Source organism: Streptomyces sp. NPDC006925 (assembly GCF_042869575.1).
GTDB lineage: Bacteria > Actinomycetota > Actinomycetes > Streptomycetales > Streptomycetaceae > Streptomyces.
Window position 1 is genome coordinate 1 of sequence record NZ_JBIAGB010000015.1, and the last position, 25,271, is coordinate 25,271.

Here is a 25,271-nt window from a genome sequence, read left to right on the forward strand (position 1 = left end):
ACGCGAGAGCCGGGCCTCCGACCTGCCCACCATCAGCACCGAACGCAAGAACGGTCTGCCGACTCCGTCGGCAGACCGTCACGAAAGTTCGAGGTTAACCCCCACACGTACGTGCACAACCCTCAGATGTGGGTCGACCCGTTGGGGCTCGCGGGCTGCGGCGAGGACGCCTATTCCATCCGAGATCACGTCATTCCTCGCCATACACCGGGAGGCGCCGAAGCTGATGCAATGAAATCCCTATTCGACGATGGCGTAGATCTGGGTAGATTGGTCACAGGTAGCGCTGGTCGCATCGGACGCTATCAGGATGCAACCGGGAACATTCGATACTTCATCACGGAAAAAATATAGTGGGAACCGATAGACACGGTCTCCCCACGAAGATCTACACGATTATTCGCGATGGCCGGGATGGAGAGTTGGTTACCATGCATCCAGGACTGCCCCGAGATTTGGATCCCTGATGATTAAAGTTGATGTGAGGTCAGCCAGAGGCGACCTTGTGGCGTCGATCGTTGCTGATGCTCAATTTGACCCGCTTCTCAGCGGTGTGGATCGGGGTAAATACCCAATTCTCGGCCATTTGGACCCATATGGGGATACCATATTGAACCGACTTCAAGTGGAAACCCTCCTGAAAGAAATCTCCGACGCAAGAGCCAGCCCGGAAATCATATCTGCGGATTTTGCGGAAGAGTTGATCACACTCTGCCATAAATGCCTTCAGCGGCCCCACAGGTTTCTGCGTTTCGTAGGAGAGTAGGGACACTGAGAGTAAATGGAGCGTAGTGATCCTTTCTCGACCTCGGCCTCGGCACGTCAGATGTACTGAGTTCCTTCCCATTCTCAATCTGAGTTGCCCGAATGCAGCAGATGATGGCTCAGACGGGGCTCGTCATGCGTGGCCGAGCATCGCAGTCTGTGGAGGAGCCGCCAGGACTGAGGGGGCGACGACGTCTGCTCCACCAGAGCTTTGGATCTTCATGTGAGACCGATTGACGGCCTTCTGTCCTTTGGAATGCCTCTCCCGCCGGTCCCGGCACGGGACGCGGACCGGCGTTCCGGCGCCTGGGTGCCCCTGTTGCCTCCCGGAATGGATGACCGGCTCCGCCCCGGCCTGGAGCGCGGCCCGGGTACCGGGTCAGAACCGTCCGGCGCCACCTAGCTCCTGCTCGCAGCGCTCCGCGACGGCACCTCCCCACGATCCCGCGCACTCCGAACCAGCCCCCCTCTGACCTGCAACTTCGCCACCCAGACAGCCACAGCAGGACCGGCGAAGGGCACAGCGGTCCCCCGGACGGGCGCGCACCGGCGGCGGCCGCGCGGGCCCGGCGGGAGACTCGGCGGGACGGTCGCCGCGGCAGCGGGCGAGGCGAAGGGCGTGAGCTGGGATGAGCGTGGAACTGGGGATCTTCGTAGAGCGGGACGGGGAGCCGGCCGTACAGCTGGAGCGCGCGATCCCCGCCGGCGTGCAGGAGGTGTGGCAGGCGCTGACGGAGCCGGGCCGGATGGCGGCCTGGTTCCCGTCGCCGACCGTGCACATGGAGCCCACGGTGGGCGGCCGGGTCGACTTCGCGGGCGATCCGTACGCCGAGGACCAGTCCGGCACGGTTCTGGAGTTCGACGCGCCCCACCGGCTCTCCTACACCTGGGGTGACGACGAACTGCTCTTCCGGCTCACCCGGCGCGGCGAGGGGTGCGTGCTCACCCTCACGGACGTGCTGGAGGCGCGGTCGGCGGCCGCCCGGAACGCGGCCGGCTGGGATGTGTGCCTGGACGAGCTGGTGAAGCTGCTCTCCGGCGGCACCCCCTCCGGGCCGCACGACGGCACGGCAACCGACTGGCGGGGCCGCTACGACGCGTATGTGGCCGCGGGCATGCCCTCGGGTGCGCCGGTGCCGGGCGGCGACCCCGGCTGAGTCGCTCCGCACACCGCACCGCGCGCGACGTCACTGCCAGCGGCGGGCGACGTACAGCGTCCAGCAGGTGAGCGCGGCGCACAGGATGCCGCCCGCGGCGAAGACGGTGGCATGTCGCCCGTCCTGGAGGAGGGACGAGGTCAGGCCGACCGTCGCGGAGCTGGAGAGTATGGCCGAGGCCGAGAAGAGCGACACCGCGCGGCCCCGGGCCGGGGCCGGGAGCAGCCAGGGCAGCCAGGTCTGCAGTGTGGTGTGGAGGTAGCTCCAGGCGGTCCCCAGCAGCGCGGCGCACAGCATCAGGACGGCCGTGCCCGGTACCAGCGCGGCCAGGAGCGCGCCGGTGACGCCCATCGACCCGCCGGTGGCCAGCAGCCGCATGGGGCCCCACACGCGCGCGTGGCGGCGCAGCACCAGCGTGCTGGTGAGCACGCCGAGCGCGTAGATGACCAGGACGGCGGAGGTCGATGCCTGGCTTCCGGCGGTGGCCAGGGCGGGGGCGAGGAGGGCGGGCAGTCCGAGCATCACCGCTCCCTCGGCGGCGCCGAGGCCGAGCACGGTGCAGTACGCGACGGAGGTCCGTCCCGGCACGGCGTCCGGCGGGTCCTGGTACGCGCCGCCGATGTCCACTCGGACGGGGGCGGCGCGGGTGGCGGCCCGGATCCGGCAGACGGTCACTGCGGTGAGCAGGGCGATGACGGCGAACGCGGGCCGCCACGAGCCGCAGCGCAGCACGGTGTCCGCGAGGACCGGCGAGGCGATGCCGCTGGCGGCGGTGACGGAGGTGAGGGTGGCGAACGCGCGCTGTCTGGCCTGCGCGGGCCGCAGGGAGCCGTAGTAGAGCGAGACCGAGGGGATGACGGTGGCGAAGCCCGCACCGGCGGTGGCGCGCAGCGCGATCCACCAGCCGGGGCCGGGGCACAGCGCCGAGCCCACGGAGGCGGCCGCCGCCACCAGCAGTCCGGTGCGCAGGCTGCGGCCCGGCCCGTACCGGTCGGCCAGCCAGCCCCACAGCGGCAGCGCGAGCCCCTGGCCGAGCGAGTAGGCGGCGAGGCCCGTGGTGACGGTGGCGATGTCGGTGTGCCAGGCCGTCGCGAGGGCGGCGAGCAGGGGCGCGGCCAAGTGCCAGTCGGCGTTGCCGAGGGCGGCTGCCCAGCGCAGCGCGGACATGGTGCCCCCTCTCTCGCGGTGGTCCCGGTGGTCGGCCGGGGGCGAGGGAAGCCGTCCTTGCAACGGCCCCATAGAACGAGAGAATATGGGCGTTTTCTCCAAGAAGAGGGTGTGTACCGGAATTTGACCCCTTCTGGGGATGCTTGGCCCGTGCTGGCCGGTACTCCCGATCCTCGACCGGTTCGGACCGGTCCCGGCCCTCTCCCGCACCGGTCCGGGGCCGACTCCCGACCGATCGCGGGCCGATGCGCGGGCGGGTCGCGGACCGATCCGCGGACCGATCGCGGACCGATCCGCGGAGGCTCCGAACCGCGGACGCCGCCGAACCGCGGGCAGGTTTCGGCCCGGTCGGTTCGGCACCGTATCGTCGGGTTCCGCGCGGCCCCGGTGCCCGGCACGGCGGCCACCGGGGCCGCGCCACGGTCGGCGGCCGCAGCACACCCGGCGGCCGGCACCACAGCCGACGGAGAGCAGCCGGAGACACAGGAAGGCAGGCGAGCGGCGTGCGGGAGCAGTCCTCGGGAGCCGGCGGGCAGCGGCGCGGCGGCGGGCGGTCCTATGGACGCGGCGGCCACGGAGGGCCGCGCGGCGGGCAACGCGCCCACGGACACGGCGGTCCCCCGCGCGGCCGTCCGGGCCGCCCCGACCACGGCGAGCACCGTCCGCACGGTCCGCGCACCGGACTGGCGGCCGAGCTGCGGACGTTGGAGGGCGCGCAGTACGGCCGCTACAAGGGCCTGGTGGGGCGCTGGGAGATGCCCGGCGGGGAGACCCTGGAGCTGGTGCGCGGCCAGTCCGACCCCTATGCGCCGCCGGCCCGTGTCGCGGTGCACGTACCGGGCCCGCTGGCCGCGCTCCCGCCCGAACTGCTGACGACCGCCACCCGGCGCCGCGCGCTCGCCTCCTACCTCGTGCGGCAGGCCGCGCGTGCGGTGCGCGGGGAGCGGGCGCTGCGGGTGGACGCGGGCGGCCAGGAGGTGCTGGAGCGCAGTTCGTGCACCGTCAGCGGCGAGGACGGCTCGGTGACGCTGCGGCTGGGCGCGGCCCTTCCGGGGCACGGGCGGCGGATCGACGCGCGGGAGGCCGAGCGGCTGCTGTGCCGGGTGCTGCCCGGGGTGGTCGAGCAGGCGCTGCGCCACCCGGCGTTGGACGCGGCCGCGGTCGAGCGCTTCGTCGAGACGGTCGAGGACTCCGTGGCGCTGCGGGACGCGTTGGCGGGGCGCGGGCTGGTCGGCTTCGTCGCCGACGGCGCGGTGCTGCCGCGGCGCAGCGGGGTGGACGACCGGCCGGCCGGGGGCGGCGGTGTGGTGCCGTTCGCCTCGCCCGCCGAGCTGCGGGTGACGATCGAGCTGCCGCACGCGGGTCCGGTGACCGGCATGGGCGTGCCGGAGGGGGTGAACCTGGTCGTCGGCGGCGGGTTCCACGGCAAGTCGACGCTGCTGCGCGCCCTGGAGACCGGCATCTGGGATCATGTGCCGGGGGACGGGCGCGAGTTGGTCGTCTCGCGGAACGAGACGGTGAAGCTGCGGGCCGAGGACGGCCGCCGCGTCGAGCGGGTGGATGTGCATGCGTTCGTCGATCATCTGCCGGACGGTTCGGACACCTCGGACTTCTCCACGGAGAACGCCTCCGGGTCCACCTCGCAGGCCGCCTCGCTGTGCGAGGCCGTGGAGGCGGGGGCCCGGGTCCTGCTGATCGACGAGGACACCGCGGCCACGAACCTGATGATCCGGGACGCCCGGATGCAGGCGCTGGTCGCCAAGGACCGCGAACCGCTGACCCCGCTGGTGGACACCATCCGCTCTCTCCACCGGGACCACGGCGTCTCGACCGTGCTGGTGATGGGCGGGTCAGGGGACTATCTGGAGGTCGCCGACCGGGTCGTGATGATGGACGCCTACCGGCCCTCGGACGTCACCGAGCGGGCACGCGCGATCGCGGCGGTGCCCACCGGGCGGCACGCCGAGGCGGAGTCCTTCCCCGGCGTCGTCGCGCGGGTGCCCGATCCCGCGTCCCTGGACGCGGAGGTCCGCGGACGGTCCCGGATCCGCGCCCGCGGCGAGGACGTGCTGACCTTCGGCGACCACGAGGTGGACCTGCGGGCCGTCGAGCAGATCGCCGATCCGCGCCAGGTCACCGGGATCGGGCTGGCGCTGGAGCTGATGGTGCGGCGCGGGCTGCTGGACGGCCGGCGCCCGCTGGCCGAGGCCCTCGATCTGCTGGACGAGGTGCTGGCGGACGGCCCGACCGGGCCGCTGCTCAGCATTCGGGACGAGGATTTCGCCGCACCGCGCCGCTTCGAGACGGCCGCGGCGGTCAACCGGGTCAGAGGGCTGCGCATGCTCCGCTGAGGGGGCCGGGAGAGGGTGTCCGGCTGAGAGGGCCGGGAGAGGGTGTCCGGCTGAGAGGGCCGGGAGAGGGTGTCCGGCTGAGGGGGCCGGGTGAGGCCGTCCGGTCCGGCGTGGTTGGCTGGGCACATGAGTGCGACCGTCGACGTCACCACCTGGTATCTGGAGCAGACCTCGGCCGCGGACCGGGTACCGGCGCGGGAGCCCGGGGATGCCGCCGCCGTCCGGGTGGAGCGCGCCGAGGTGCCGAGCCCGGAGTTCAGCAGGTTCCTGTACACCGCGGTCGGCGGGGACACCACCTGGGTGGACCGGCTGCCGTGGACGTACGCGCAGTGGCAGGGCTTCCTCGACCGCGCCGGGGTCGAGACCTGGGTCGCCCACCACCGGGGCACGCCCGCCGGGTTCATCGAGCTGGACGGCGCGAGCGGGGCCGCCGAGGGGTCCGTGGAGATCAGCTACTTCGGGCTGCTGCCCGCCTTCCGCGGCCGCGGGCTCGGCGGGCACCTGCTCAGCCTCGGCACGGCACGCGCCTGGGACCTGGCCGACCGCTGGGAGGGCCACCGGCCCACCACCCGGGTCTGGGTGCACACCTGCTCCCGGGACGGGGCCTACGCCCGCGCCAACTACGAGCGCCGCGGCTTCCGGGTGTACCGCACGGAGACGGAGCGGGAGCCGGACGTCCCGACGCCGGGGCCCTGGCCCGGGGCCTGATCCGTGCCGCCGCGGCCGGCGGGCCCGCGGCCGGTTCCGTCGGGCGGGGCCGGCCGCGGGCGCGCAGTACTGGTCGGTACGGCCACGCTCACCTGCGCCCTCGTGGCGCTGTGGGTGTTCGCCTCGACCGCGCTCGCCGATCCCGTCGACCTCCGCGACACCCTGTACGGGACCGTCCTGCTGCTGGTCGCGCTGCCGGTACTGGCCGCGGGATGCCTGCTGGCGACCGTGTTCCTGGTCCTGCCGGTGCTGTTCCTCGCCGAGCGGGTGGGCCGCGTGTCGTGGTCCTGGATTCTGCTGTTCTCCCTCGTCCTCGCGGCGGGGCCGTTCGGCCCCTGGCTGTCGTTCCGGGGCGGGCCGTGGTTCTCGGTGGGGTGCTGGCTCGCCGCCGGGGGTTCGCTCGCCGCGACGGGACTGGCCGCACGGGCGGCATGGCGGCGGGTACGCATCGAAGGTGCGTGGCGGGCGCTGGGCCGGGCCCTGCTGCGGGGCCTTGCGGCCGTTCCCGCCGCGCTCGTGCTGGGCCTGGCGGCGCACCTGGCCGTGCGCGGCGCCGGGCTGCTGTGAGGCCCGAACCCTCGCCGATCTCATTAAACGAGATTCTTTTGTCCAGGATGCGGATGGCAGTGGACTGACGTCTGACGCGCATGCAAGGCTTCCGCCATGTCTCGCGCTGGAATCGCCTTGGTGAGTCGACGTCACGTCGACCTCGTTCGCGTGTCCAGCGCCATCTGTCCGGCGGGCTGACAGTCACAGCACCGCCGTTCCGACAGCCCTCTCCCGGCGTCCTCCGACGCCGGTCCGGCACCGCCGATCCGCAGCCGCCGCCCTCATCGTCGCGGGCGAGCCGCCCGGAACCGGCGCCGAAACCCCTGCGTACGGGCGCCTGAACCGCTCCACCCGAGTGCGGGACCGCCCGGCGTGCCCGCACACCCGCCCGACGTGCGTCGCCCGCGCCCCCTGCCCGAAGGATCCCCCGCCATGGCCGACACCTCCGAGCGCCCCGCAGCCCCCGCCCGCCGCAAGGCAGGACGCCACCGCGGCGAGGGCCAGTGGGCCGCAGGTCACTTCACGCCGCTCAACGGCAACGAGCAGACCAAGAAGGACGACGACGGTCTCAACGTGCGGACACGCATTGAGACGATCTACGCCCAGCGCGGCTTCGCCTCCATCGACAGCGCCGACCTGCGCGGCCGGATGCGCTGGTGGGGCCTCTACACCCAGCGCAAGCCCGGCATCAGCGGCGGCAAGACCGCGGTGCTGGAGCCGGAGGAGCTGGACGACGAGTACTTCATGCTCCGCGTCCGCATCGACGGCGGACGGCTGACCACCGAGCAGCTCCGCGTCATCGGCGACGTCTCGCAGGAGTTCGCCCGCGGCACCGCCGACGTCACCGACCGGCAGAACGTGCAGTTCCACTGGATCCGGATCGAGGACATGCCGGAGATCTGGCGGCGGCTGGAGGGCGTGGGGCTGTCCACCACCGAGGCGTGCGGCGACACTCCGCGCGTCATCCTCGGCTCCCCCGTCGCGGGTATCGCGGCAGACGAGATCATCGACGGCACGCCCGCCATCGAGGAGATCAACCGGCGCGTCGTGGGCAACCCCGCGTACTCCAACCTGCCCCGCAAGTTCAAGACGGCCGTCTCCGGTTCGCCCCTGCTGGACGTCGCGCACGAGATCAACGACGTGGCGTTCGTCGGCGTGGAGCACCCCGAGCACGGCCCCGGCTTCGACGTGTGGGTCGGCGGCGCGCTGTCCACCAACCCCAAGCTGGGGCAGCGGCTGGGCGCGTGGGTGCCGCTGGAGGAGGTCGCCGAGGTCCACGAGGGCGTCACCGGCATCTTCCGCGACTACGGCTACCGGCGGCTGCGCACCCGCGCCCGGCTGAAGTTCCTGGTCGCCGACTGGGGACCGGAGAAGTTCCGGCGGATCCTGGAGGAGGAGTACCTCGGGCGGAAGCTGACCGACGGCCCGGCACCCGCACAGCCGCCCCGCGAGTGGCGCGACCACGTCGGCGTGCACCAGCAGCGGGACGGCCGCTACTACGTGGGCTTCGCACCGCGGGTGGGCCGGATCGACGGCAGCACGCTCAGCAAGATCGCCGACCTTGCGGAGGCCCACGGCTCGGGCCGGGTCCGCACCACCGTCGAGCAGAAGATGATCGTGCTCGACGTTCCGGAGGACCAGGTCGAGTCGCTGGCCGAGGGCCTGGAGGCGCTCGACCTGACGACCCGGCCCTCCGTCTTCCGGCGCGGGACCATGGCGTGCACCGGCATCGAGTTCTGCAAGCTCGCCATCGTGGAGACCAAGGGCCGCGGGTCCTGGCTGATCGACGAACTGGAGCGCAGGCTCCCCGGCTTCGACCAGCCCGTCACCATCAACCTCAACGGCTGCCCCAACTCCTGCGCCCGCATCCAGGTCGCCGACATCGGGCTCAAGGGCCAGCTGGTCACCGACGCCGACGGCAACCAGGTGGAGGGCTTCCAGGTGCACCTGGGCGGCTCGCTGGGCATGGACCCGGGCTTCGGCCGCAAGGTGCGCGGGCTGAAGGTCACGGCCGCGGAACTCCCCGACTACGTCGAACGCGTCCTGCGCGCCTTCCAGGCCCAGCGCGAGGAGGGCGAGCGGTTCGCCCAGTGGGCGGCGCGCGCCGCGGAGGAGGACCTCAAGTGAGCGAGCGTGCCGCACCCTTCCACTGCCCCTACTGCGGGGACGAGGACCTGCGCCCCAGCGAGCTGGAGACGCCCCGGGGCCAGGGCGCCGCCTGGGAGTGCGCCGCCTGCAACCGGGCCTTCCGGCTGAAGTTCCTCGGACTGCTGGCCTCCGGGCTGCGGGCGGCACACCACGACGGTGCACACACCGACGGTCTCCACGGAGAGGACTCCGACTCATGAGCACCGCGCACATAGCCCGGCGCCGCTCCCCCGACGAGCTGCGGCCGCTGGCCGAGCAGGCGGGCCGGGAGCTGGAGGCGGCCGACGCGACCGAGGTGCTGCGCTGGGCCGCCGACACCTTCGGGCACCGGTTCTGCGTCACCTCCTCCATGGAGGACGCCGTCGTGGCCCACCTCGCCTCCCGGGTCTTCCCCGGGGTGCGGGTGGTCTTCCTCGACACCGGCTACCACTTCCCCGAGACCATCGGCACCCGCGACGCCGTCCAGGCCGTCATGAACGTCGAGGTCGTCACCCTCACGCCCCGCCGGACGGTCGCCGAACAGGACGCCGAGCACGGTCCCGCGCTGCACGACCGCGACCCCGACCTGTGCTGCGCGCTGCGCAAGGTGCAGCCGCTGGAGGAGGGGCTGCGCGACTACGACGCCTGGGCGACGGGGCTGCGCCGTGACGAGTCGCCGAGCCGTGCGGGCACCCCCGTCGTGGGCTGGGACGAGAAGCGGCAGAAGGTCAAGGTCTCCCCCATCGCCCGCTGGAGCCAGCAGGACGTGGACGACTACATCGCCGAACACGGCGTGCTGACCAATCCGCTGCTGAGCGACGGCTACGCCTCCATCGGCTGCGCCCCCTGCACCCGCCGGGTGCTGGAGGGCGAGGACGCCCGCGCCGGGCGCTGGGCCGGCAGCGGCAAGACCGAGTGCGGGCTGCACCTGTGAGGGCCGCGGCGCGAACGCACAGGAGACGGACGCGGAGAGACGTACGGACGACCGAGGGGGTCCGATGAGCGGGGCGCGCGGAGCGACCGTGTGGCTGACCGGCCTGCCGAGCGCGGGCAAGACAACCGTCGCGACGGCGCTCGCCGAGCGGCTGCGCGGCGAGGGGCACCGCACCGAGGTGCTGGACGGGGACGAGATCCGCACCTTCCTCTCCGCCGGGCTCGGCTTCTCGCGGACCGACCGGGACGCCAACGTGCAGCGCATCGGCTTCGTCTCCGAACTGCTGGCCTCGCACGGCGTGATCGTGCTGGTCCCGGTGATCGCGCCGTACGCGGACAGCCGCGAGGCGGTACGCAAGCGGCACATGACCGAGGGCACCCCCTATCTGGAGGTGCACGTGGCGACGCCCGTCGAGGTGTGCTCGGAGCGGGACGTGAAGGGCCTGTACGCCAAGCAGGCAGCCGGCGAACTGACGGGACTGACCGGGGTCGACGACCCGTACGAGGAGCCGGCCGACCCGGACCTGCGCCTGCTCACCCACGGGCGCGAGGTGGCGGAGTCGGCCGCGGCCCTGCACACGCTGCTGAAGGAGAGGGGAGTGCTATGACCACGGCGGTGAGCGCACCGGAGGAGACCGACAACCCCTTCGCGCTGACGCATCTGGACGCGCTGGAGTCGGAGGCGGTGCACATCTTCCGCGAGGTCGCGGGCGAGTTCGAGCGGCCGGTGATCCTCTTCTCCGGCGGCAAGGACTCGATCGTGATGCTGCACCTGGCGCTGAAGGCGTTCGCCCCGGCGCCGCCGCCCTTCGGGCTGCTGCACGTGGACACCGGGCACAACTTCCCCGAGGTGCTGCGGTTCCGCGACGAGACGGTGGCCGAGCACGGGCTGCGGCTGTTCGTGGCCTCGGTGCAGGAGTACATCGACGCCGGCACGCTGCGCGAACGCCCGGACGGCACCCGCAACCCGCTCCAGACGCTGCCGCTGCTGGAGGCCCTGGGCGAGCACCGGTTCGACGCGGTCTTCGGCGGCGGACGCCGGGACGAGGAGAAGGCGCGGGCCAAGGAGCGGGTCTTCTCGCTGCGGGACGAGTTCGGCGGCTGGGACCCGCGCCGCCAGCGCCCGGAACTGTGGCAGCTCTACAACGGACGGCACGCCCCCGGCGAGCACGTGCGGGTCTTCCCGCTGTCGAACTGGACCGAGCTGGACGTCTGGCAGTACATCGCGCGGGAGGACATCGCGCTCCCGTCGATCTACTACGCGCACCACCGGGAGGTCTTCTCCCGGTCCGGCATGTGGCTGGCCCCGGGCGAGTGGGGCGGCCCGGCGGACGGGGAGCGGGTGGAGAAGCGCCTGGTGCGCTACCGCACCGTCGGCGACATGTCCTGCACCGGCGCCGTGGACTCGGACGCGGACACGGTGGAGAAGGTGATCACGGAGATCGCCGCCTCCCGGCTGACCGAGCGCGGCGCCACCCGGGCGGACGACAAGCTCTCCGAGGCCGCGATGGAAGACCGCAAGCGGGAAGGCTACTTCTAGAGATGAGTACGACAGCCGGAGCCGGCCACGCCGCAGAGGCACTGGCGGCCACCTCACTGCTGCGGTTCGCCACCGCCGGAAGCGTCGACGACGGCAAGTCCACCCTGGTGGGCCGTCTGCTGCACGACTCCAAGTCGGTGCTCTCCGACCAGTTGGAAGCCGTCTCGCGGGCCTCCGAGGCCCGCGGCCAGGAGGCACCCGACCTGGCGCTGCTCACCGACGGGCTGCGCGCCGAGCGGGAGCAGGGCATCACCATCGACGTGGCCTACCGCTACTTCGCCACGCCCAGGCGGCGGTTCATCCTCGCGGACACGCCGGGCCATGTGCAGTACACCCGGAACATGGTCACGGGCGCCTCCACGGCGGAGCTGGCCGTCGTGCTGGTGGACGCGCGCAACGGGGTCGTCGAGCAGACCCGGCGGCACGCCGCCGTGGCAGCGCTGCTGCGTGTCCCGCACGTGGTGCTGGCCGTCAACAAGATGGACCTGGTGGGCTACGCCGAGGACGTCTTCGCCGCGATCGCGGACGAGTTCTCCCGGTACGCGACCTCCCTCGGGGTGCCGGAGGTGACCGCCGTGCCGATCTCCGCGCTGGAGGGCGACAACGTGGTCGCACCCTCCGCGCACATGGACTGGTACAGCGGGCCGACCGTGCTGGAGCATCTGGAGACGGTGCAGGTCACCCACGACCCGACCGATGACCCGGCGCGCTTCCCCGTGCAGTACGTCATCCGGCCGCAGACCGCCGAGCACCCCGACTACCGGGGCTACGCGGGCCAGTTGGCCTCGGGTGTGCTGCGCGTCGGGGACCGGGTCACCGTGCACCCCTCGGGCCGCTCCAGCACCGTCGAGGCGCTGGACGTACTGGGCCGGCCGGTCGACGTGGCCTGGGCCCCGCAGTCGATCACTGTCCGGCTCGCCGACGACCTGGACATCTCGCGCGGCGACCTGCTCGCTCCCGCGGACGCCTCGGTGCGGCCGAGTCAGGACCTGACCGCGACCGTCTGCCATCTGCACGACCGGCCGCTGCGGCCCGGCGACCGGGTGCTGCTCAAGCACACCACCCGCACCGTCAAGGCGCTGGTCAAGGAGATCCCCTCGCGGCTGACCCTGGCCGACCTCTCGCAGCACCCGGAACCCGGCGAGCTGGCCGCCAACGACATCGGCCGCGTCGTCCTGCGCACCGCCGAGCCGCTGCCCGTCGACCCGTACACCGACTCGCGACGCACCGGATCGTTCCTGCTGATCGATCCGGCCGACGGCAGCACGCTGACGGCGGGGATGGCCGGCGGGGCGTTCGCCGACGCGGACGCACCGGCCGCCGAGGCTCCCGACGGCGACTGGGACTTCTAGGCCGATGGGCATTCCAGGAGAGGTCTTCTCGACCTTCGACCAGACCGGTGGCCGCATCGGCAGCGGCGCACGCGGCAGCGGCCAGGGCGGAGTGGGGCGCTGCGGCAGGTGACGAGCGCCGACCCGCGCGCACCGTCCCCGCCGCCATCCCCCTTCCCCGCTTGAGAGGACTTCCCCGTGCCCCGTCTCCGCGCTCCGCGCAGCCGGTCCTCCGGCCGCACCCGCACCGCCCTGCTGGTCGTGTCCACGCTGCTGTGCGCCGCGGGCTGCGGCTACGGGTCCAAGGCCGTGGAGCAGGCCGACCCGGCGGCCGCCGGAGGTCGCAAGGTCGAGGGGCTGGACGCGGTGCGGATCGGCTACTTCCCCAACGTCACCCATGCCACGGCGCTGGTCGGACTGCGCTCGGGCGGGCAGATCCCGAAGGAGCTGGGCGGCACCCGCGTGCGCACCCAGGTGTTCGACGCGGGCCCGGCGGCGATCGAGGCGCTCAACGCCAAGGCCGTGGACATGGCCTGGGTGGGGCCCTCGCCCTCGGTCAACGGATACACACAGTCCGGCGGGAGGAATCTGCGGATCGTCTCCGGCGCCACCTCCGGTGGCTCCTCGCTGGTCGTCGATCCGCAGAAGATCGCCTCGCTCGGGGATCTGAAGGGCAAGCGCATCGCCTCCCCGCAGCTGGGCAACACTCAGGACGCCGCACTGCTGCACTACCTCGGGACCAAGGGCCTCACCGTCGACCCGCAGACGGGCGCGGGCGACACCTCGGTACTGCGGCAGGACAACAAGGAGATCCCCACCACCTTCCGGCAGGGCGGCATCGACGGGGCCTGGGTGCCCGAACCGACGGCCTCCGTCCTGGCCGACCGGGGCGGCAAGGTCCTGCTGGACGAGAAGAAGCTGTGGCCGGGAGGATCGTTCGTCACCACCAACCTGGTGGTGCGCCAGGACTTCCTGCGGCAGCATCCGAAGGCGGTCGAGGCGGTGCTGCGCGGCTCGGTGAAGACCAACGCGTGGATCCGCGCGCACCCGGAGGCGGCCAAGGAGCGCATCAACCAGGCGCTGCGGCGGGACGCGGGCAAGCCGCTGCCCGGCACGGTCCTCGACTCCGCATTCGCCCGGATCGAGGTGACCGACGATCCGCTGGCCGCCACGCTGCGGAAGCAGACCGACCACGCGGTCTCGGCCGGGCTGCTGGAGAAGCCGCGGCTGCAGGGGATCTACGACCTCGCCCCGCTGAACCGGGTGCTGCGGCACGAGGGCCGCCCCACCGTGTCGGACGCCGGGCTCGGAGCGCGGTGAGCGCCCATGACCACCCCAGGAGGTGAAACAGTGACCGCGACCACCACGACGCGCCCCGCAGCGCGGATCACGCACGTCTCCAAGTCGTTCGGCCCCCAGCAGGTGCTCGACGACATCGGCATCGACGTCGCCGACGGCGAGTTCGTCACCCTGCTGGGGGCTTCCGGCTGCGGCAAGAGCACCCTGCTCAACCTGGTGGCCGGGCTGGACACGCCCACCTCGGGCACCGTCGAGGTGCCCGGCGGGCGCCCGGCGCTGATGTTCCAGGAGCACGCGCTCTTCCCCTGGCTGACGGCGGGCGGGAACATCGAGCTGGCGCTCAAGCTGCGCGGGATGCCCAAGGCCGAACGCCCGGCGGAGGCCGAGCGGCTGCTGGAGCTCGTCCGCCTCAAGGGCGCGCACCGCAAGCGGGTGCACGAGTTGTCCGGCGGGATGCGGCAGCGGGTCGCACTCGCCCGCGCCCTGGCTCAGGACAGCGAACTGCTGCTGATGGACGAGCCGTTCGCCGCACTGGACGCCATCACCCGGGACGTGCTGCACGAGGAGCTGACCCGCGTCCGGGAGGAGACGAACGTCGCCGTCCTGTTCGTCACCCACAACGTCCGGGAGGCGGTACGCCTGGCGGAACGCGTCGTCCTGCTCTCCTCCCGGCCCGGAAGGGTCGCCCGGGAGTGGCAGGTGGACATTCCGCACCCGCGCCGCATCGAGGACGCGGACGTGGCCGCGCTGTCCGTCGAGATCACCGAACAGCTCCGGGGGGAGATCCGCCGCCATGGCCGACACTGAGACGCGACCGAAGACCGAGGACGGGCCGGCGGCACCGCCCGCCGCGGCGCCGGAGACGGCGGCCGACCGCCGGGACCAGGCGGGCGGCCCCGGCGGGGACCTGGCCGGGCTGGAGGCGGGACTCGACGCGCTCGACACCCGCACCACGGCCCGCACCCCGGTGCCGGTGCTGCTGCGCCGCAAGGCGCTGCCGCCGCTGGTGGCGGTCGTCCTCGTGCTGGGGCTGTGGCAGACGGCGTTCGCGCTGCACCTCAAGCCCGACTACCAGTTGCCGAGCCCGCTGATGGTGTGGGACGCGCTGGCCGAGGAGTGGTACAAGGGCACCATTCTGAGCATCGTCTGGCAGAGCGTCTCCCGCGGCGCGCTGGGCTTCGCGGTCGCACTGCTGGCGGGCACCCCGCTGGGCCTGCTGGTGGCGCGGGTCCGGCCGGTGCGGGCCGCCATCGGGCCGATCCTCTCCGGACTGCAGTCGCTGCCCTCGGTGGCGTGGGTACCGGCGGCGATCATCTGGTTCGGCCTGACGGACGCGACGATCTACGCCGTGGTACTGCTGGGTGCCGTGCCCTCCATCGCCAACGGCCTGGTCGCCGGCGTCGACCGGATCGACCCGCTGCATCTGCGCGCGGGCACCGTGCTGGGCGCCACCGGACCACGCGGCGTACGGCACGTGCTGCTGCCTGCGGCGCTGCCGGGCTACATCTCGGGGCTCAAGCAGGGGTGGGCGTTCTCCTGGCGCTCCCTGATGGCGGCCGAGCTGATCGCCACCTCGCCCGAGCTGGGCGTGGGGCTGGGCCGGCTGCTGGAGACGGGGCGCGCCTACCAGGACATGCCGCTGGTGCTCGGCGCGATCCTGCTGATCCTGCTGGTGGGCATCGGCATCGAACTGCTCGTCTTCGCACCCCTCGAGCGGCGGGTGCTGCGCCAGCGGGGGTTGCTGCGCTGATGCCCTCCGCGCCGTCCCCCTCCGCACCCGCGCTGCTGCTCGTCGCGCACGGGAGCCGCGACGAGCGGCACTCCGCGACGGTCGGCGCACTCGCCGCGCGGGTCCGGCTGCTGCTGCCCGGCATCCGGGTGGCGGCCTGCTATCTGGACTTCGACTCCCCCTCGGTACCCGCCGCGCTGGAGGAGCTGCACACGGCGGGGGCGCGCGAGGCCGTCGCCGTCCCCCTGCTGCTGACCCGTGCCTTCCACGCGAAGACGGACCTCCCCGCGGTACTGGCCGAAGTGGCCGCCGCGCTGCCGGACCTGGCGGTCCGGCAGTCCGCGGTGCTCGGCCCGCACCCCCTGTTGACCGCCGCCCTGGAGCGGCGGCTGCGCGCGGCCGGGCTGGGCCCCGGCGACGCGCCCCGGACCGGCGTCGTCCTGGCGTCCGCCGGTTCCTCCGACCCGGAGGCGAGCGCAGTGATCGCCGACATGGCGCGGGAGTGGCGGCGAACCACCGGTTGGTGTGCCGTGCGACCTGCGTTCGCCTCCGCTGCTCAGCCCACTACGGCCGACGCGGTGCGGGAGCTGCGCGCCGCCGGTGCCCGCCGGGTGGCCGTCGCGCCCTACGTGCTGGCCCCGGGCCGGCTGCCCGACCGCATCGCGGCCGGTGCGCGGGAGGCCGGTGCCGAGGTGCTCGCACCCGTGCTGGGTGCGGCGCCGGAGGTGGCGCGGGTGGTTGTGGAGCGTTACGCGGCGGTCGCCTCCGGCGGGGGCGCTGCGATCGGCGCCGCCGCCTGACCGGACGTGCCCGGCGGCCACGAGCGGGCGGCGCCGCCTCGCGCGAATGCCTCGCAGTCGTGCCTCGCGGGGCACGCAACAGGCCCGCCGTGCCCCGTGGGGGAAGGGCGCGGCGGGCCTGGAGGTGCGCTTACCCGGAAATCCGGGGTTACGCACGGACAGGGCTCAGAAATGACCGTGAATGAGTGTCACCTGACCACACGCAGTAGTTTGTTGGGCGTCCCCTCGCCGATGCCGGAGAGGGCGCCGTCGGTGGTGCCGTCGAGCAGCGCCTCGGTGACCTGCGCGGGGGTGGCGTCCGGGTGCCGGCTCAGATAGAGCGCGGCGGCTCCCGAGACGTGCGGGGTGGCCATGGAGGTGCCCCATCCGGCCATCTTGGCAGTGTCGTTCTTGTTGCTGGCCGAGACGACATCGATGCCGGGCGCGAACAGGTCGACGCTCTTGCCGTAGTTGGAGAACTCCGTGCGCCGGTCCTGCTGGTCGCTCGCGGCGACGGTGATGGCATCCGGCACCCGGGCCGGGGAGGCGGCGGAGGCGTCGCCGCCGTCGTTGCCGGCGGCCACCACGCAGGTGATGTTCGCGTCGACGGCCCGCTCGACGGCCTCGTCCAGCGCGTAGTCCTCGAAGCCGCCGATGCTCATGTTGGCCACGGCGGGGCCGCCGTCGTCCTCGTGGTCCTCGATCATCCAGTCGATGCCGGCGACGGCGTCGGCGGTGGTGCCCTTGTTGTCGTCGCCGAGGATGCGCACGGCGACGACCTTCGCCTTCTTGGCGATGCCGTACTCGGTGCCCGCGAGGGTGCCGGAGACGTGCGTGCCGTGGTTGGCGCCGTCCTGCGCGGTCCCGTCGTCGTCCACGGCGTCGTAGCCGTCGACGGCACGGCCGCCGAAGTCTTCGTGGCTGACCCGCACGCCGCTGTCGACGACGTACGCCGTGACACCCTCGCCCGCGCTGTCGGGGTAGGTGTACTTCTCGTCGAGTTCCGGTCCGGGCTGGTCGACCCGGTCCTGTCCCCAGGACGGCGGTTCGGTCTGGGTCTCCTGGCCGGTGATCACGCGGCTCTGGACGACCTTCGCCACTCTGTCGTCCGCCGCCAGCCGCCGGGCGTCCCGGGCGCTGAGTCCCTTGGCGGACCAGCCGTGCAGCGCGGCGTGGTAGGTGTGCTCGACCTTTCCGCCGTACTTCCCGGCCAGGTCGCGGGCCTCGGTCGCGGCCGCGGTGCGGGTGCGGGCGGCGGCGTCCCGCTTGAGCAGCACGATGTAGTCGCCCTCGACCGCGCCCCGGGCACCCGCTCCCAGCACGGTGCCCTCAGGAGGTGCCGCGTCGGCGGGGAGCGTCAGCAGCGTCGCTCCGCCCGCGACGGCGACAGCGGCGCCGAGCGCGACGGATATCCGGCGTTTCGTGTGGCGTGCCCCATGGTGTGCCATACCGAGGGAGTCCTCCGAGTGTGGGGTCCGGCGATCCGCGGTGGATCGTTTCGAAACCCTGTCGGATTGCTCGGTGCGGCTCAAGCGACTTGGCGGACTGTGACACACGACACCGCACGCACCGTGTGCCACAGTCCCCCACCGGTCACCCGCCGCACCCCGCTCCGACGGCTACGACACCGGGCGGGAGTCGGCCCAGAAGGCGTCGAACTCCTCCCGGTAGGTGGGGAAGAGCACGCCCTCGCCCACACCGCGCGCGGACACCGTGCGGCCCGGCCCGCGCAGCACCAGGACCGGCGTCTCCATCCCCCGGGCACCGCGCAGATACGACTGGACGACCGCCAGCCCGTCCGCGCCGTCCCCATCCACCAGGTACGCGGTGAACCGCGGGGTCTCGTCGAAGACATGGATCTCGAAGGCCGCCTGATCCCGCAGCCGGGAGCGCACCCTGCGCATGTGCAGGATGTTGGTTTCCACCGAGCGGGCCAGCTCGCCCTTCTTCAGTCCGAGTTCGCGCTCCCGCCGCTTCACCGCGCTGCTGGCCGGGTTCAGGAACAGCAACCGCACCCGGCAGCCCGCCTCCGCCAGCCGGACCAGCCGCCGACCGCTGTAGTTCTGCACCAGCAGGTTGAGGCCGATACCGATGGCGTCCAGCCGCCGCGCCCCGCCGAACAGGTCCTCGGCGGGGAGCTGTCGCTGCAGCCGCACCCGGTCGCTGTGCACGCCGACCACATCACAGAAGCGGTCCCCGACCAGCTCCTCGACGGCGTCGACCGGCAGCCGGCCCGCCGCGGCCGCCCCCTCGGGCGCGGCCCCCAGCAGCTCCAGCAACCGGCGACACATCCGCTCGGCCTGCGCGAGCACCGTCTCGGACAGCGCCCGGTTGCGGGCCACAGCGCTGCGGGCCACCTCCAGCTCGTCCAGCGCCAGCTCCACCTCGCGGCGGCCCTCGAAGTAGGGCTCGAAACAGGGCCAGTGCTGCACCATCAGCTCGCGCAGCTGCGGCAGGGTCAGAAAGGAGATGAGGGTGTCGTCGGCCGGGTCGAGCAGATAGCCCTTCCGGCGGCTGACCTCCCGTACCGCCACGGCCCGCTGCACCCACTCCTGGCCGGCGGGCCCGGCCGCCGCGATCACCCACTCCTGGCCGTGCACCGGTTCGTAGATCGGCCGCAGCACGGCGGCGACGACGGCCCGCATCCGCTGCTCGACCAGGTTCAGCCAGACGTACGCGCGTCCGGCGCGCTGCGCCCTGGTGCGTACCTCGGTCCAGTCCTCCTCGCCCCAGCCCACGTCCGCGCCGATCTCCATGGGCCGGGCCAGCGGGACAGCGCCCGGTTGCCGGGCACCTCCCAGACTCCGGCCGGGAGGTCCCCCCAGCCCGAGCCCGCCGCTCGGATCGTCCGTTGCTCCGGCCTCACCGGCGGGGCCGCCGCCCTCCGGCTCCTCACCGCCGTCGCCTGGGGGGAGTTCAAGCCCTCCCGCGCCCAACTGCGCACCGCCTTCCACGCCTGCTCTCGGCCCCCGCTGTTCGATCAAGGAAGACTACTTCGGCCGCCCCCGGGGTGCACCCGGAACCCCTGTCAACTTCCCGTGCTCGTACGGGTGGACGGGACCCTGCCGGCTCCCGGGGGACGGCTCGGCGGCAGCGGCGGGGGCGCACGCCGCAGCGCGCACGACGCACGGCACCGTGTCCCGCGCCCGGAGCGTGCCGTCCGGGCGGCGCGACGGCATCCGCCTCGGCTGCGCGCTCTCCCTCCCGGAACCGGTCCACGCCCCGTCCTACCGCCTCGCGACCGCTCCGCGCCAGCGCCCGGACAGGACCGGTACCGGGAATTCACTCCCGCCACGCGCCGCGCCGTCACCGGTGCTCCGGCCCGGGCGCGGAACGGTGCTCTCTCCCGCGCGCGGCCGGGCGTCTCGGTGCACCGGACGGCACGGACCCGGACCCCGGAACGGGCGGACGGGGGCCCGCGCCCGCACGACGCCCCCCGCCGCGTTGTTGTCCCGCTACCCCTCCCGCAGCACGCGGAGGAAGGCGTCCGCGGCCCCGGTGGGCTCCGCCCGGCTGAAGGCGGTCAGCGGGCGGCGCCACGGGGGTCCGACGGCGACGAGCTGCCGGGCCGGCGCGAGGGCGAGGGCCAGATGCTCCGGGACCAGGCAGATGCCCGCACCGGCCGCGGCCATCCGCGCGGCGGTCGTCGGGTGCTCGACCCGCAGCGCCGTCCGCGGCACGAATCCGGCCCGGCCGCAGACCAGATCGACGAAGGGGCGCCCCTCGATCCGGGGGTCCATCCCGCACCGCACCCAGCCGCGGTCGGCCAGCTCCGCCAGGCCGACCGGTTCGTCCCCGGCACCGGCGCTGTCGCGGTCGCACAGCGGGTCGTCCGGCGGCACCACGAGGACGATCCGCTCCTCGCCGATCTCCCAGCAGGGGCCTGTCCAGGCGTCGTGCCGGTAGCCGACAGCGAGATCGGCGACCCCGCGGGCCAGGTGCTCGTGCAGCTCGCCCTCCGTCGCGTACTCGCGCAGCCGCAGCGTCACCCCCGGGTGGAGCCGCCGCATCCGTGCGACGGCCCCGGTCAGCACGCCGACCGCGACGCCGTGCACGGTGGCGATCTCCAGCTCGCCGCCCTCGGCACCGGCCGCGGCCCGCGCCGCCCGGCGGGCCTGCCGCCAGCTGCGGACGGCGAGTTCGGCGTCCGGGAGGAAGGCGCGGCCCATGGGGGTGGGCCGCACGCTGCGGGGCAGCCGCTCCAGCAACGGCCCGCCCACCTCCCGCTCCAGGGCCTTGATCTGGTGCGAGAGCGCGGACTGGGTGACGTGCAGTGCCTCGGCGGCACGGGTGAAGGAGCCCTCCTCGACGACCGTCACGAGGTATTCCATCTGTCGCAGACTCACAGTGCCCTCCCGCTCTTCGCGGCTTCCTCGCCCGCTCCTCCGCACCCGAGCGCGCCATGCGGTCCCGCGACGAGAAGCCATGAACATCCTTCATCACGAGCATCGAATCATTGCGTTGGACTCATCGCACCGGCGGCGGAAGCCTGAGGCCATGAGCGGAAACACCACGGATGTGATCGTCATCGGCGGCGGAACAGGCGGTTACAGCACCGCACTCCGCGCCGCGCACCTCGGACTCGGCGTCGCCCTCGTCGAACGCGACCTGATCGGCGGCACCTGCCTGCACCGCGGCTGTGTGCCCAGCAAAGCCATGCTGCACGCCGCCGAACTGGTCGACGGCATCGCGGAGGCGCGCGAACGCTGGGGGGTCGCGTCGAGGCTGGAGGGCATCGACTGGAAGGCGCTGACCGCCACCCGCGACGCCCTCGTCGCGCGCAACCACCAGGGCGTGGAGGGGCAACTCTCGGCCGCGGGAGTGACCGTGGTGCGGGGCACCGCCGCGCTGACCGGCCCGCGCACCGTCCGGGTCGACACCCCCGGCGCAGCCGGCACCCGGTGGACGGCACGACGCGGTCTCGTCCTGGCGACGGGATCCCGGCCGCGGACCCTGCCGGGACTGGAGGCCGAGGAGCACGTCGTCACCAGCGACGACGCGCTGTTCGCGCCCGGTCTGCCGCGGAGTGTGCTGGTGCTGGGCGGCGGCGCGATCGGCGTCGAGTACGCCTCGTTCCACCGCTCCATGGGAGCCGAGGTCACCCTGGTGGAGGCGGCGGAGCGGCTGCTGCCGCTGGAGGACGCGGACGTCGGCCGCCGGTTGGCCCGCGCGCTGCGCAAACGCGGCGTCACGGTGCTGACCGGCGCCCGGCTGCTGGCCGCCGACCGGGCGGACGACGGAGTCCGGGCCCGGGTGCAGTCGGCGCGCGGCGGGGAGAGCGAGGTCGCGGCGGAGCGGCTGCTGGTCGCCGTGGGCCGGGTCCCGGTCACCGACGGGCTCGACCTGGCGGCGGCCGGTCTCGCGACGGACGCGCGGGGGCATCTGCCGCCCGCCGACTGGGCCACGCTGGAGACCGCCGTGCCCGGTGTGCACGTCGTCGGCGACCTGCTGCCGCCGCCCTCCCCGGGGCTGGCGCACGCCTCGTTCGCCGAGGGGCTGGTGGTCGCTGAGGTGCTGGCCGGGCTCTCGCCCCGGCCGGTGGACTACGCCGCCGTGCCGCGGGTCACCTACTCGGCACCGCAGACGGCGTCGGTCGGGCTCGGCGAAGAGGCCGCGGCAGCCGCCGGATACGAGACGGCGGTCAACGTGCTGCCGCTGACCGCCACGGCCAAGGGCATGGTGCACGGCCAGGACGGCATGGTGAAGGTCGTCGCCGAACCGGGCCCCGAGGGCCGGGTGCTGGGCGTGCATCTGGTGGGCCCGCACGTCTCGGAGATGATCAGCGCCTCCCAACTGGCGGTGGGCTGGGACGCGTCACCCGCGGACATCGCCCAGCACATCCATCCGCACCCGACGTTGAGCGAGGCGGTGGGCGAGGCCTTTCTGACGCTGGCCGGGCGCGGGCTGCACCAGCACCGGTGAGCCGGGGCGGAGTCGGCGGCGGTGAGGGCCGTGCCGCCCCGAGACGCCGTCGGCTGTTCCCGGAGGACGGCACTCCCCCGGACCGCCGCACCATCCGGCCGCGTCCCGTGCTCGCGCGGCAGCCGCCCCGGCGGAACGCCCGCTGCACCTGGTCAGGGACGGCCGTTGCGCCCGGTCAGGAGCGGCCCGCTGCGTCCGGTCACGGCCGTCGCAGGCCCGCGGGGCTCTCGGCGTGCGGGGCGGGAACCGCGTCCGGGCCGAGGTCCCGGCCGGGGGCCGGCACCGCCTTCGCGCGCCGCTCGGCGGCGGTCGACGACGGGAGGAACGCCGCGATCACCAGACCCAGCAGCGCGGCGCCCGCCGCGATGAGGAACGCCGTGCGGAAGCCGTCCAGACCGGGCACCCGGGTGGGGCCCAGGGGGATCGACATCCGGGCCAGGACGACGCCGACGACCGCGCTGGAGGTCGAGGTCCCGATCGACCGCATCAGGGTGTTCAGCCCGTTGGCGGCGCCGGACTCGGACGGGTCGACGGCGCCGAGGATGAGGGCCGGCATCGCCGAGTAGGCGATGCCGATACCCACGCCGATCAGCACGGACAGCACGACCGTCTGCCACACGGCGGCCATCAGCTGCGTCCCCAGCAGATAGGAAGCGGCCAGCACGACCAGCCCGGTCATCAGCGACACCTTGGGCCCGCGCGCCCTGGAGAGCCGCGCGGAGAGCGAGGAGACCGCCATCATCGCGAGGCCCATGGGCGCCACGCACAGCCCGGAGACGACCATCGACTGCCCCAGTCCGTAGCCGGTTGCCGCCGGGAGCTGCAGGAGCTGGGGCAGGACGAGGGTGAGCGCGTAGAAGGCGAGGCCGACCATGATGGAGGCCAGGTTGGTCAGCAGCACCTGGCGGCGCGCGGTGGTCCGCAGGTCCACCAGCGGATCAGCGGTCCGCAGCTCCAGCACGCCCCATCCGGCGAAGAGCACGGCGGACGAGGCGAACAGCCCCAGCACCGTCGGGCTGGACCAGCCCCAGTCGCCGCCCTTGGAGATGGGCAGCAGCAGCGTCACCAGCCCCGCCGCCAGGCCCAGGGCGCCCGGCAGGTCGAAGCGGCCCGCGGCCCGCAGCGGGGACTCGGGCACCAGCAGCGCGACGAGCAGCATGGCCAGCGCGCCGATCCCGGCGGACCCGAAGAAGAGCATGTGCCAGTCGGTGTACTGCGCCACGTAGGCGGCCAGCGGCATGCCCAGCGCGCCGCCCACGCCGAGCGAGGAGCTCATGAACGCCATCGCCGAGCCCAGCCGTTCGGGCGGCAGCGCGTCCCGCATGATGCCGATGCCCAGCGGGATGGCCCCCATCGCGAACCCCTGTACGGCCCGCCCGGCGACCATCGGCACGAGCGCCGAGGTGAAGCCGCACACCAGCGAGCCCAGGACCATCAGGCCCAGGCTCAGCAGCACGATCCGGCGCTTCCCGTACAGGTCCCCGAGCCTGCCCATGATGGGCGTGGCGACCGCGCCGGAGAGCAGCGTCGAGGTGATCACCCAGGAGGCGTTGGAGGTGGAGGTCTCCAGCAAGGCGGGCAGCCGGGCGACGATCGGGACGATCAGCGTCTGCATGACGGCGACGGAGATTCCGCCGAACGCCAGTACGGGAACGAGCCAGCGCTCGCCCTCCGCCGCCCGTATCGGCCCGCCCGCCCCCACTGTGCTGCTCTCCCCCACGCGTCCGTCCTCTCCCTGTTGAGCTGGCGAGTCCCTGCCGAAATGTCCATCGCTGCCGCTGGTCGGTGCCGGTAGACGCATTCGACCAGCAACATGCAGCGTACAAATGAACTGCCGGGGACTGCCTCGTATTCCACTGGGAGCCGGGGGCCGGAAAGGCGTTCGACAGGTCAGGGAGAGCCCGGGCCGGGCGCCGATCCGGTGCGTCGCCGGGTGCCCACACCCACGGCGACGATCAGCATGGTCATGCCGCCCGTCCCGAAGATGCCGGTCCAACCGAGCCGGGTGATCCGCGCCGTGTCACACACCCGTGTGTGCCACCGCACCGCGTTATCGTCCCACGTGTCCGTGCTCCAACGGGCCGGGCTCAGCACCGAGCCGCACCGCACCGGCGGGCGCCTCGCGGCTTCCCCGTCCACGGCGGCGGTGTCCCGGGCCTCGATGCCGGTCGCCAGGGACAGCCCAACGGCAACGAGGAAGCCCGCCGCGACGAGCAGCCAGATCAGCGCGGGATGTCCGCCGAGGGGAACCCGCCACTGTGCGGGGGCTCTTGCCGCTTCGCCGTCCAGCTGCAGATACGCGTGCTCCGCACGCGTCGACTTCTCGAATCGCATCCATCCCCCTGCACGGCGTCCGACGAGTGCCGGGAGCGTACTGCATCGGGGGATCGCGGCCCCCAGTCGGCGCCCCGCCGTACGGGAGGCCCCTTCACGGCAGGGGCCGCCGAGGCGCTGCGGGCTTCAGGGCGCGCCCCGGCAGTCCGCAACCGGGCTCGGACGTCAGCCCTCGGCAGGCTCCAGCCGCAGGGAGAGGGAGTTGATGCAGTACCGCTGGTCGGTGGGGGTCGGGTAGCCCTCGCCCTCGAAGACATGGCCCAGGTGGGAGCCGCAGCGGGCGCAGCGCACCTCCGTGCGGACCATCCCCATGGAGCGGTCGGTCAGCAGCTCGACGGCGTCCGAGTCCGCCGGGTCGTAGAAGCTGGGCCAGCCGCAGTGGGAGGCGAACTTGGTTCCGGAGCGGAACAGCTCGGCGCCGCAGGCCCGGCAGGAGTAGACACCGGTGGTCTCGGTGTCGGTGTACTCACCGGTGAAGGGACGCTCCGTACCGGCCTCGCGCAGCACCTGGTACTCCTCGGGCGTCAGCTCCGCGCGCCACTGCTCCTCGGTCTTGTCGATCTCGTAGGCCATCTCGGCT

23 protein-coding genes are annotated in these 25,271 nt (G+C 73.2%); 16 read left to right on the top strand and 7 right to left on the bottom strand.

Annotation, left to right across the window (positions count from 1 at the left end; genetic code table 11):
- Positions 1 to 1,394 precede the first annotated feature (1,394 nt).
- Entirely contained in the window at positions 1,395 to 1,922 is a 528-nt protein-coding gene (locus ACFYNS_RS20410; RefSeq protein WP_360295925.1) for an SRPBCC family protein, read from the top strand.
- Positions 1,923 to 1,952: 30 nt separating this feature from the next.
- Here the strand turns inward: ACFYNS_RS20410 and ACFYNS_RS20415 are convergent, their stop codons facing one another.
- Positions 1,953 to 3,161, bottom strand: coding sequence for an MFS transporter (locus tag ACFYNS_RS20415; protein ID WP_360295923.1), 1,209 nt, complete (start codon positions 3,159 to 3,161; stop codon positions 1,953 to 1,955).
- A 431-nt stretch (positions 3,162 to 3,592) separates the two neighbouring features.
- Between ACFYNS_RS20415 and ACFYNS_RS20420 the strand changes: the two genes are divergently transcribed.
- The 14 genes from ACFYNS_RS20420 to ACFYNS_RS20485 all read left to right on the top strand — a co-directional run bounded on the left by ACFYNS_RS20420 (position 3,593) and on the right by ACFYNS_RS20485 (position 16,456).
- Positions 3,593 to 5,440, top strand: coding sequence for an ABC-ATPase domain-containing protein (locus ACFYNS_RS20420; protein WP_388604313.1), 1,848 nt, complete (start codon positions 3,593 to 3,595; stop codon positions 5,438 to 5,440).
- A gap of 126 nt (positions 5,441 to 5,566) precedes the next feature.
- Positions 5,567 to 6,148: a GNAT family N-acetyltransferase gene (locus tag ACFYNS_RS20425; RefSeq protein ID WP_388604315.1), complete on the top strand. Its 582-nt coding sequence runs from the start codon at positions 5,567 to 5,569 to the stop codon at positions 6,146 to 6,148.
- A 102-nt stretch (positions 6,149 to 6,250) separates the two neighbouring features.
- A complete protein-coding gene (locus ACFYNS_RS20430; protein ID WP_388604316.1) occupies positions 6,251 to 6,715 on the top strand; it encodes a hypothetical protein in 465 nt (154 codons plus the stop codon).
- Between the two features lie 96 nt (positions 6,716 to 6,811).
- The gene (locus ACFYNS_RS20435) at positions 6,812 to 6,895 is read left to right on the top strand and encodes a putative leader peptide (protein WP_312000843.1); all 84 of its coding nucleotides are present in this window, start codon (positions 6,812 to 6,814) and stop codon (positions 6,893 to 6,895) included.
- A 234-nt stretch (positions 6,896 to 7,129) separates the two neighbouring features.
- Positions 7,130 to 8,824, top strand: coding sequence for a nitrite/sulfite reductase (locus tag ACFYNS_RS20440; RefSeq protein WP_388604318.1), 1,695 nt, complete (start codon positions 7,130 to 7,132; stop codon positions 8,822 to 8,824).
- Entirely contained in the window at positions 8,821 to 9,045 is a 225-nt protein-coding gene (locus ACFYNS_RS20445) for a hypothetical protein (RefSeq protein ID WP_388604320.1), read from the top strand. Before ACFYNS_RS20440 ends, ACFYNS_RS20445 begins: the two co-directional genes overlap by 4 nt.
- Positions 9,042 to 9,758 carry a phosphoadenylyl-sulfate reductase gene (locus tag ACFYNS_RS20450; RefSeq protein WP_388604322.1) on the top strand — a complete coding sequence of 239 codons (717 nt, stop codon included), beginning with the start codon at positions 9,042 to 9,044 and terminating at the stop codon, positions 9,756 to 9,758. Before ACFYNS_RS20445 ends, ACFYNS_RS20450 begins: the two co-directional genes overlap by 4 nt.
- A 64-nt stretch (positions 9,759 to 9,822) precedes the next feature.
- The gene (cysC, locus tag ACFYNS_RS20455; RefSeq protein ID WP_388604324.1) at positions 9,823 to 10,365 is read left to right on the top strand and encodes an adenylyl-sulfate kinase; all 543 of its coding nucleotides are present in this window, start codon (positions 9,823 to 9,825) and stop codon (positions 10,363 to 10,365) included.
- Positions 10,362 to 11,297 carry a sulfate adenylyltransferase subunit CysD gene (gene cysD, locus ACFYNS_RS20460; RefSeq protein ID WP_360295904.1) on the top strand — a complete coding sequence of 312 codons (936 nt, stop codon included), beginning with the start codon at positions 10,362 to 10,364 and terminating at the stop codon, positions 11,295 to 11,297. Before cysC ends, cysD begins: the two co-directional genes overlap by 4 nt.
- A 2-nt stretch (positions 11,298 to 11,299) precedes the next feature.
- Positions 11,300 to 12,649, top strand: a complete 1,350-nt coding sequence (locus ACFYNS_RS20465; protein ID WP_360295901.1) for a GTP-binding protein — start codon at positions 11,300 to 11,302, stop codon at positions 12,647 to 12,649.
- A gap of 177 nt (positions 12,650 to 12,826) precedes the next feature.
- The gene (locus ACFYNS_RS20470; protein ID WP_388604326.1) at positions 12,827 to 13,948 is read left to right on the top strand and encodes an aliphatic sulfonate ABC transporter substrate-binding protein; all 1,122 of its coding nucleotides are present in this window, start codon (positions 12,827 to 12,829) and stop codon (positions 13,946 to 13,948) included.
- Positions 13,949 to 13,954: 6 nt separating this feature from the next.
- Positions 13,955 to 14,734: an ABC transporter ATP-binding protein gene (locus ACFYNS_RS20475; protein ID WP_388604328.1), complete on the top strand. Its 780-nt coding sequence runs from the start codon at positions 13,955 to 13,957 to the stop codon at positions 14,732 to 14,734.
- Positions 14,721 to 15,677, top strand: coding sequence for an ABC transporter permease (locus ACFYNS_RS20480; protein ID WP_388604330.1), 957 nt, complete (start codon positions 14,721 to 14,723; stop codon positions 15,675 to 15,677). Before ACFYNS_RS20475 ends, ACFYNS_RS20480 begins: the two co-directional genes overlap by 14 nt.
- Positions 15,677 to 16,456, top strand: coding sequence for a sirohydrochlorin chelatase (locus ACFYNS_RS20485; RefSeq protein WP_388604332.1), 780 nt, complete (start codon positions 15,677 to 15,679; stop codon positions 16,454 to 16,456). Before ACFYNS_RS20480 ends, ACFYNS_RS20485 begins: the two co-directional genes overlap by 1 nt.
- Positions 16,457 to 16,644: 188 nt before the next feature.
- Here the strand turns inward: ACFYNS_RS20485 and ACFYNS_RS20490 are convergent, their stop codons facing one another.
- From ACFYNS_RS20490 to ACFYNS_RS20500, 3 genes are all read right to left on the bottom strand, one after another.
- Positions 16,645 to 17,883, bottom strand: a complete 1,239-nt coding sequence (locus ACFYNS_RS20490) for a S8 family serine peptidase (protein ID WP_360295891.1) — start codon at positions 17,881 to 17,883, stop codon at positions 16,645 to 16,647.
- A gap of 171 nt (positions 17,884 to 18,054) precedes the next feature.
- Positions 18,055 to 19,371: an SAV2148 family HEPN domain-containing protein gene (locus tag ACFYNS_RS20495; RefSeq protein WP_360295939.1), complete on the bottom strand. Its 1,317-nt coding sequence runs from the start codon at positions 19,369 to 19,371 to the stop codon at positions 18,055 to 18,057.
- A gap of 519 nt (positions 19,372 to 19,890) precedes the next feature.
- Entirely contained in the window at positions 19,891 to 20,766 is an 876-nt protein-coding gene (locus ACFYNS_RS20500) for a LysR family transcriptional regulator (protein ID WP_388604334.1), read from the bottom strand.
- 166 nt (positions 20,767 to 20,932) lie between these two features.
- Here ACFYNS_RS20500 and lpdA point away from each other — a divergent pair, with 166 nt between their 5' ends.
- Positions 20,933 to 22,357 carry a dihydrolipoyl dehydrogenase gene (gene lpdA / locus ACFYNS_RS20505; RefSeq protein WP_388604336.1) on the top strand — a complete coding sequence of 475 codons (1,425 nt, stop codon included), beginning with the start codon at positions 20,933 to 20,935 and terminating at the stop codon, positions 22,355 to 22,357.
- Between the two features lie 199 nt (positions 22,358 to 22,556).
- On the opposite strand, the gene ACFYNS_RS20510 is transcribed toward lpdA, so the two are convergent.
- The 3 genes from ACFYNS_RS20510 to msrB all read right to left on the bottom strand — a co-directional run bounded on the left by ACFYNS_RS20510 (position 22,557) and on the right by msrB (position 25,264).
- A complete protein-coding gene (locus ACFYNS_RS20510; RefSeq protein WP_388604338.1) occupies positions 22,557 to 24,077 on the bottom strand; it encodes an MFS transporter in 1,521 nt (506 codons plus the stop codon).
- Between the two features lie 170 nt (positions 24,078 to 24,247).
- Positions 24,248 to 24,691, bottom strand: a complete 444-nt coding sequence (locus ACFYNS_RS20515) for a hypothetical protein (RefSeq protein ID WP_360291507.1) — start codon at positions 24,689 to 24,691, stop codon at positions 24,248 to 24,250.
- A 165-nt stretch (positions 24,692 to 24,856) separates the two neighbouring features.
- Complete coding sequence (gene msrB / locus ACFYNS_RS20520) at positions 24,857 to 25,264, bottom strand: peptide-methionine (R)-S-oxide reductase MsrB (protein ID WP_360291510.1); 408 nt, start codon at positions 25,262 to 25,264, stop codon at positions 24,857 to 24,859.
- Positions 25,265 to 25,271 lie beyond the last annotated feature (7 nt).

Coding starts and splice junctions, on each gene's coding strand:
- ACFYNS_RS20410 (WP_360295925.1), top strand. CDS start 1,395: ATGAGCGTGGAACTGGGGATCTTCGTAGAGCGGGACGGGGAGCCGGCC.
- ACFYNS_RS20415 (WP_360295923.1), bottom strand. CDS start 3,161: ATGGGGCCGTTGCAAGGACGGCTTCCCTCGCCCCCGGCCGACCACCGG.
- ACFYNS_RS20425 (WP_388604315.1), top strand. CDS start 5,567: ATGAGTGCGACCGTCGACGTCACCACCTGGTATCTGGAGCAGACCTCG.
- ACFYNS_RS20435 (WP_312000843.1), top strand. CDS start 6,812: ATGTCTCGCGCTGGAATCGCCTTGGTGAGTCGACGTCACGTCGACCTC.
- ACFYNS_RS20440 (WP_388604318.1), top strand. CDS start 7,130: ATGGCCGACACCTCCGAGCGCCCCGCAGCCCCCGCCCGCCGCAAGGCA.
- ACFYNS_RS20450 (WP_388604322.1), top strand. CDS start 9,042: ATGAGCACCGCGCACATAGCCCGGCGCCGCTCCCCCGACGAGCTGCGG.
- cysC (WP_388604324.1), top strand. CDS start 9,823: ATGAGCGGGGCGCGCGGAGCGACCGTGTGGCTGACCGGCCTGCCGAGC.
- cysD (WP_360295904.1), top strand. CDS start 10,362: ATGACCACGGCGGTGAGCGCACCGGAGGAGACCGACAACCCCTTCGCG.
- ACFYNS_RS20465 (WP_360295901.1), top strand. CDS start 11,300: ATGAGTACGACAGCCGGAGCCGGCCACGCCGCAGAGGCACTGGCGGCC.
- ACFYNS_RS20475 (WP_388604328.1), top strand. CDS start 13,955: ATGACCACCCCAGGAGGTGAAACAGTGACCGCGACCACCACGACGCGC.
- ACFYNS_RS20480 (WP_388604330.1), top strand. CDS start 14,721: ATGGCCGACACTGAGACGCGACCGAAGACCGAGGACGGGCCGGCGGCA.
- ACFYNS_RS20485 (WP_388604332.1), top strand. CDS start 15,677: ATGCCCTCCGCGCCGTCCCCCTCCGCACCCGCGCTGCTGCTCGTCGCG.
- ACFYNS_RS20490 (WP_360295891.1), bottom strand. CDS start 17,883: ATGGCACACCATGGGGCACGCCACACGAAACGCCGGATATCCGTCGCG.
- ACFYNS_RS20500 (WP_388604334.1), bottom strand. CDS start 20,766: ATGGAATACCTCGTGACGGTCGTCGAGGAGGGCTCCTTCACCCGTGCC.
- lpdA (WP_388604336.1), top strand. CDS start 20,933: ATGAGCGGAAACACCACGGATGTGATCGTCATCGGCGGCGGAACAGGC.
- ACFYNS_RS20515 (WP_360291507.1), bottom strand. CDS start 24,691: ATGCGATTCGAGAAGTCGACGCGTGCGGAGCACGCGTATCTGCAGCTG.
- msrB (WP_360291510.1), bottom strand. CDS start 25,264: ATGGCCTACGAGATCGACAAGACCGAGGAGCAGTGGCGCGCGGAGCTG.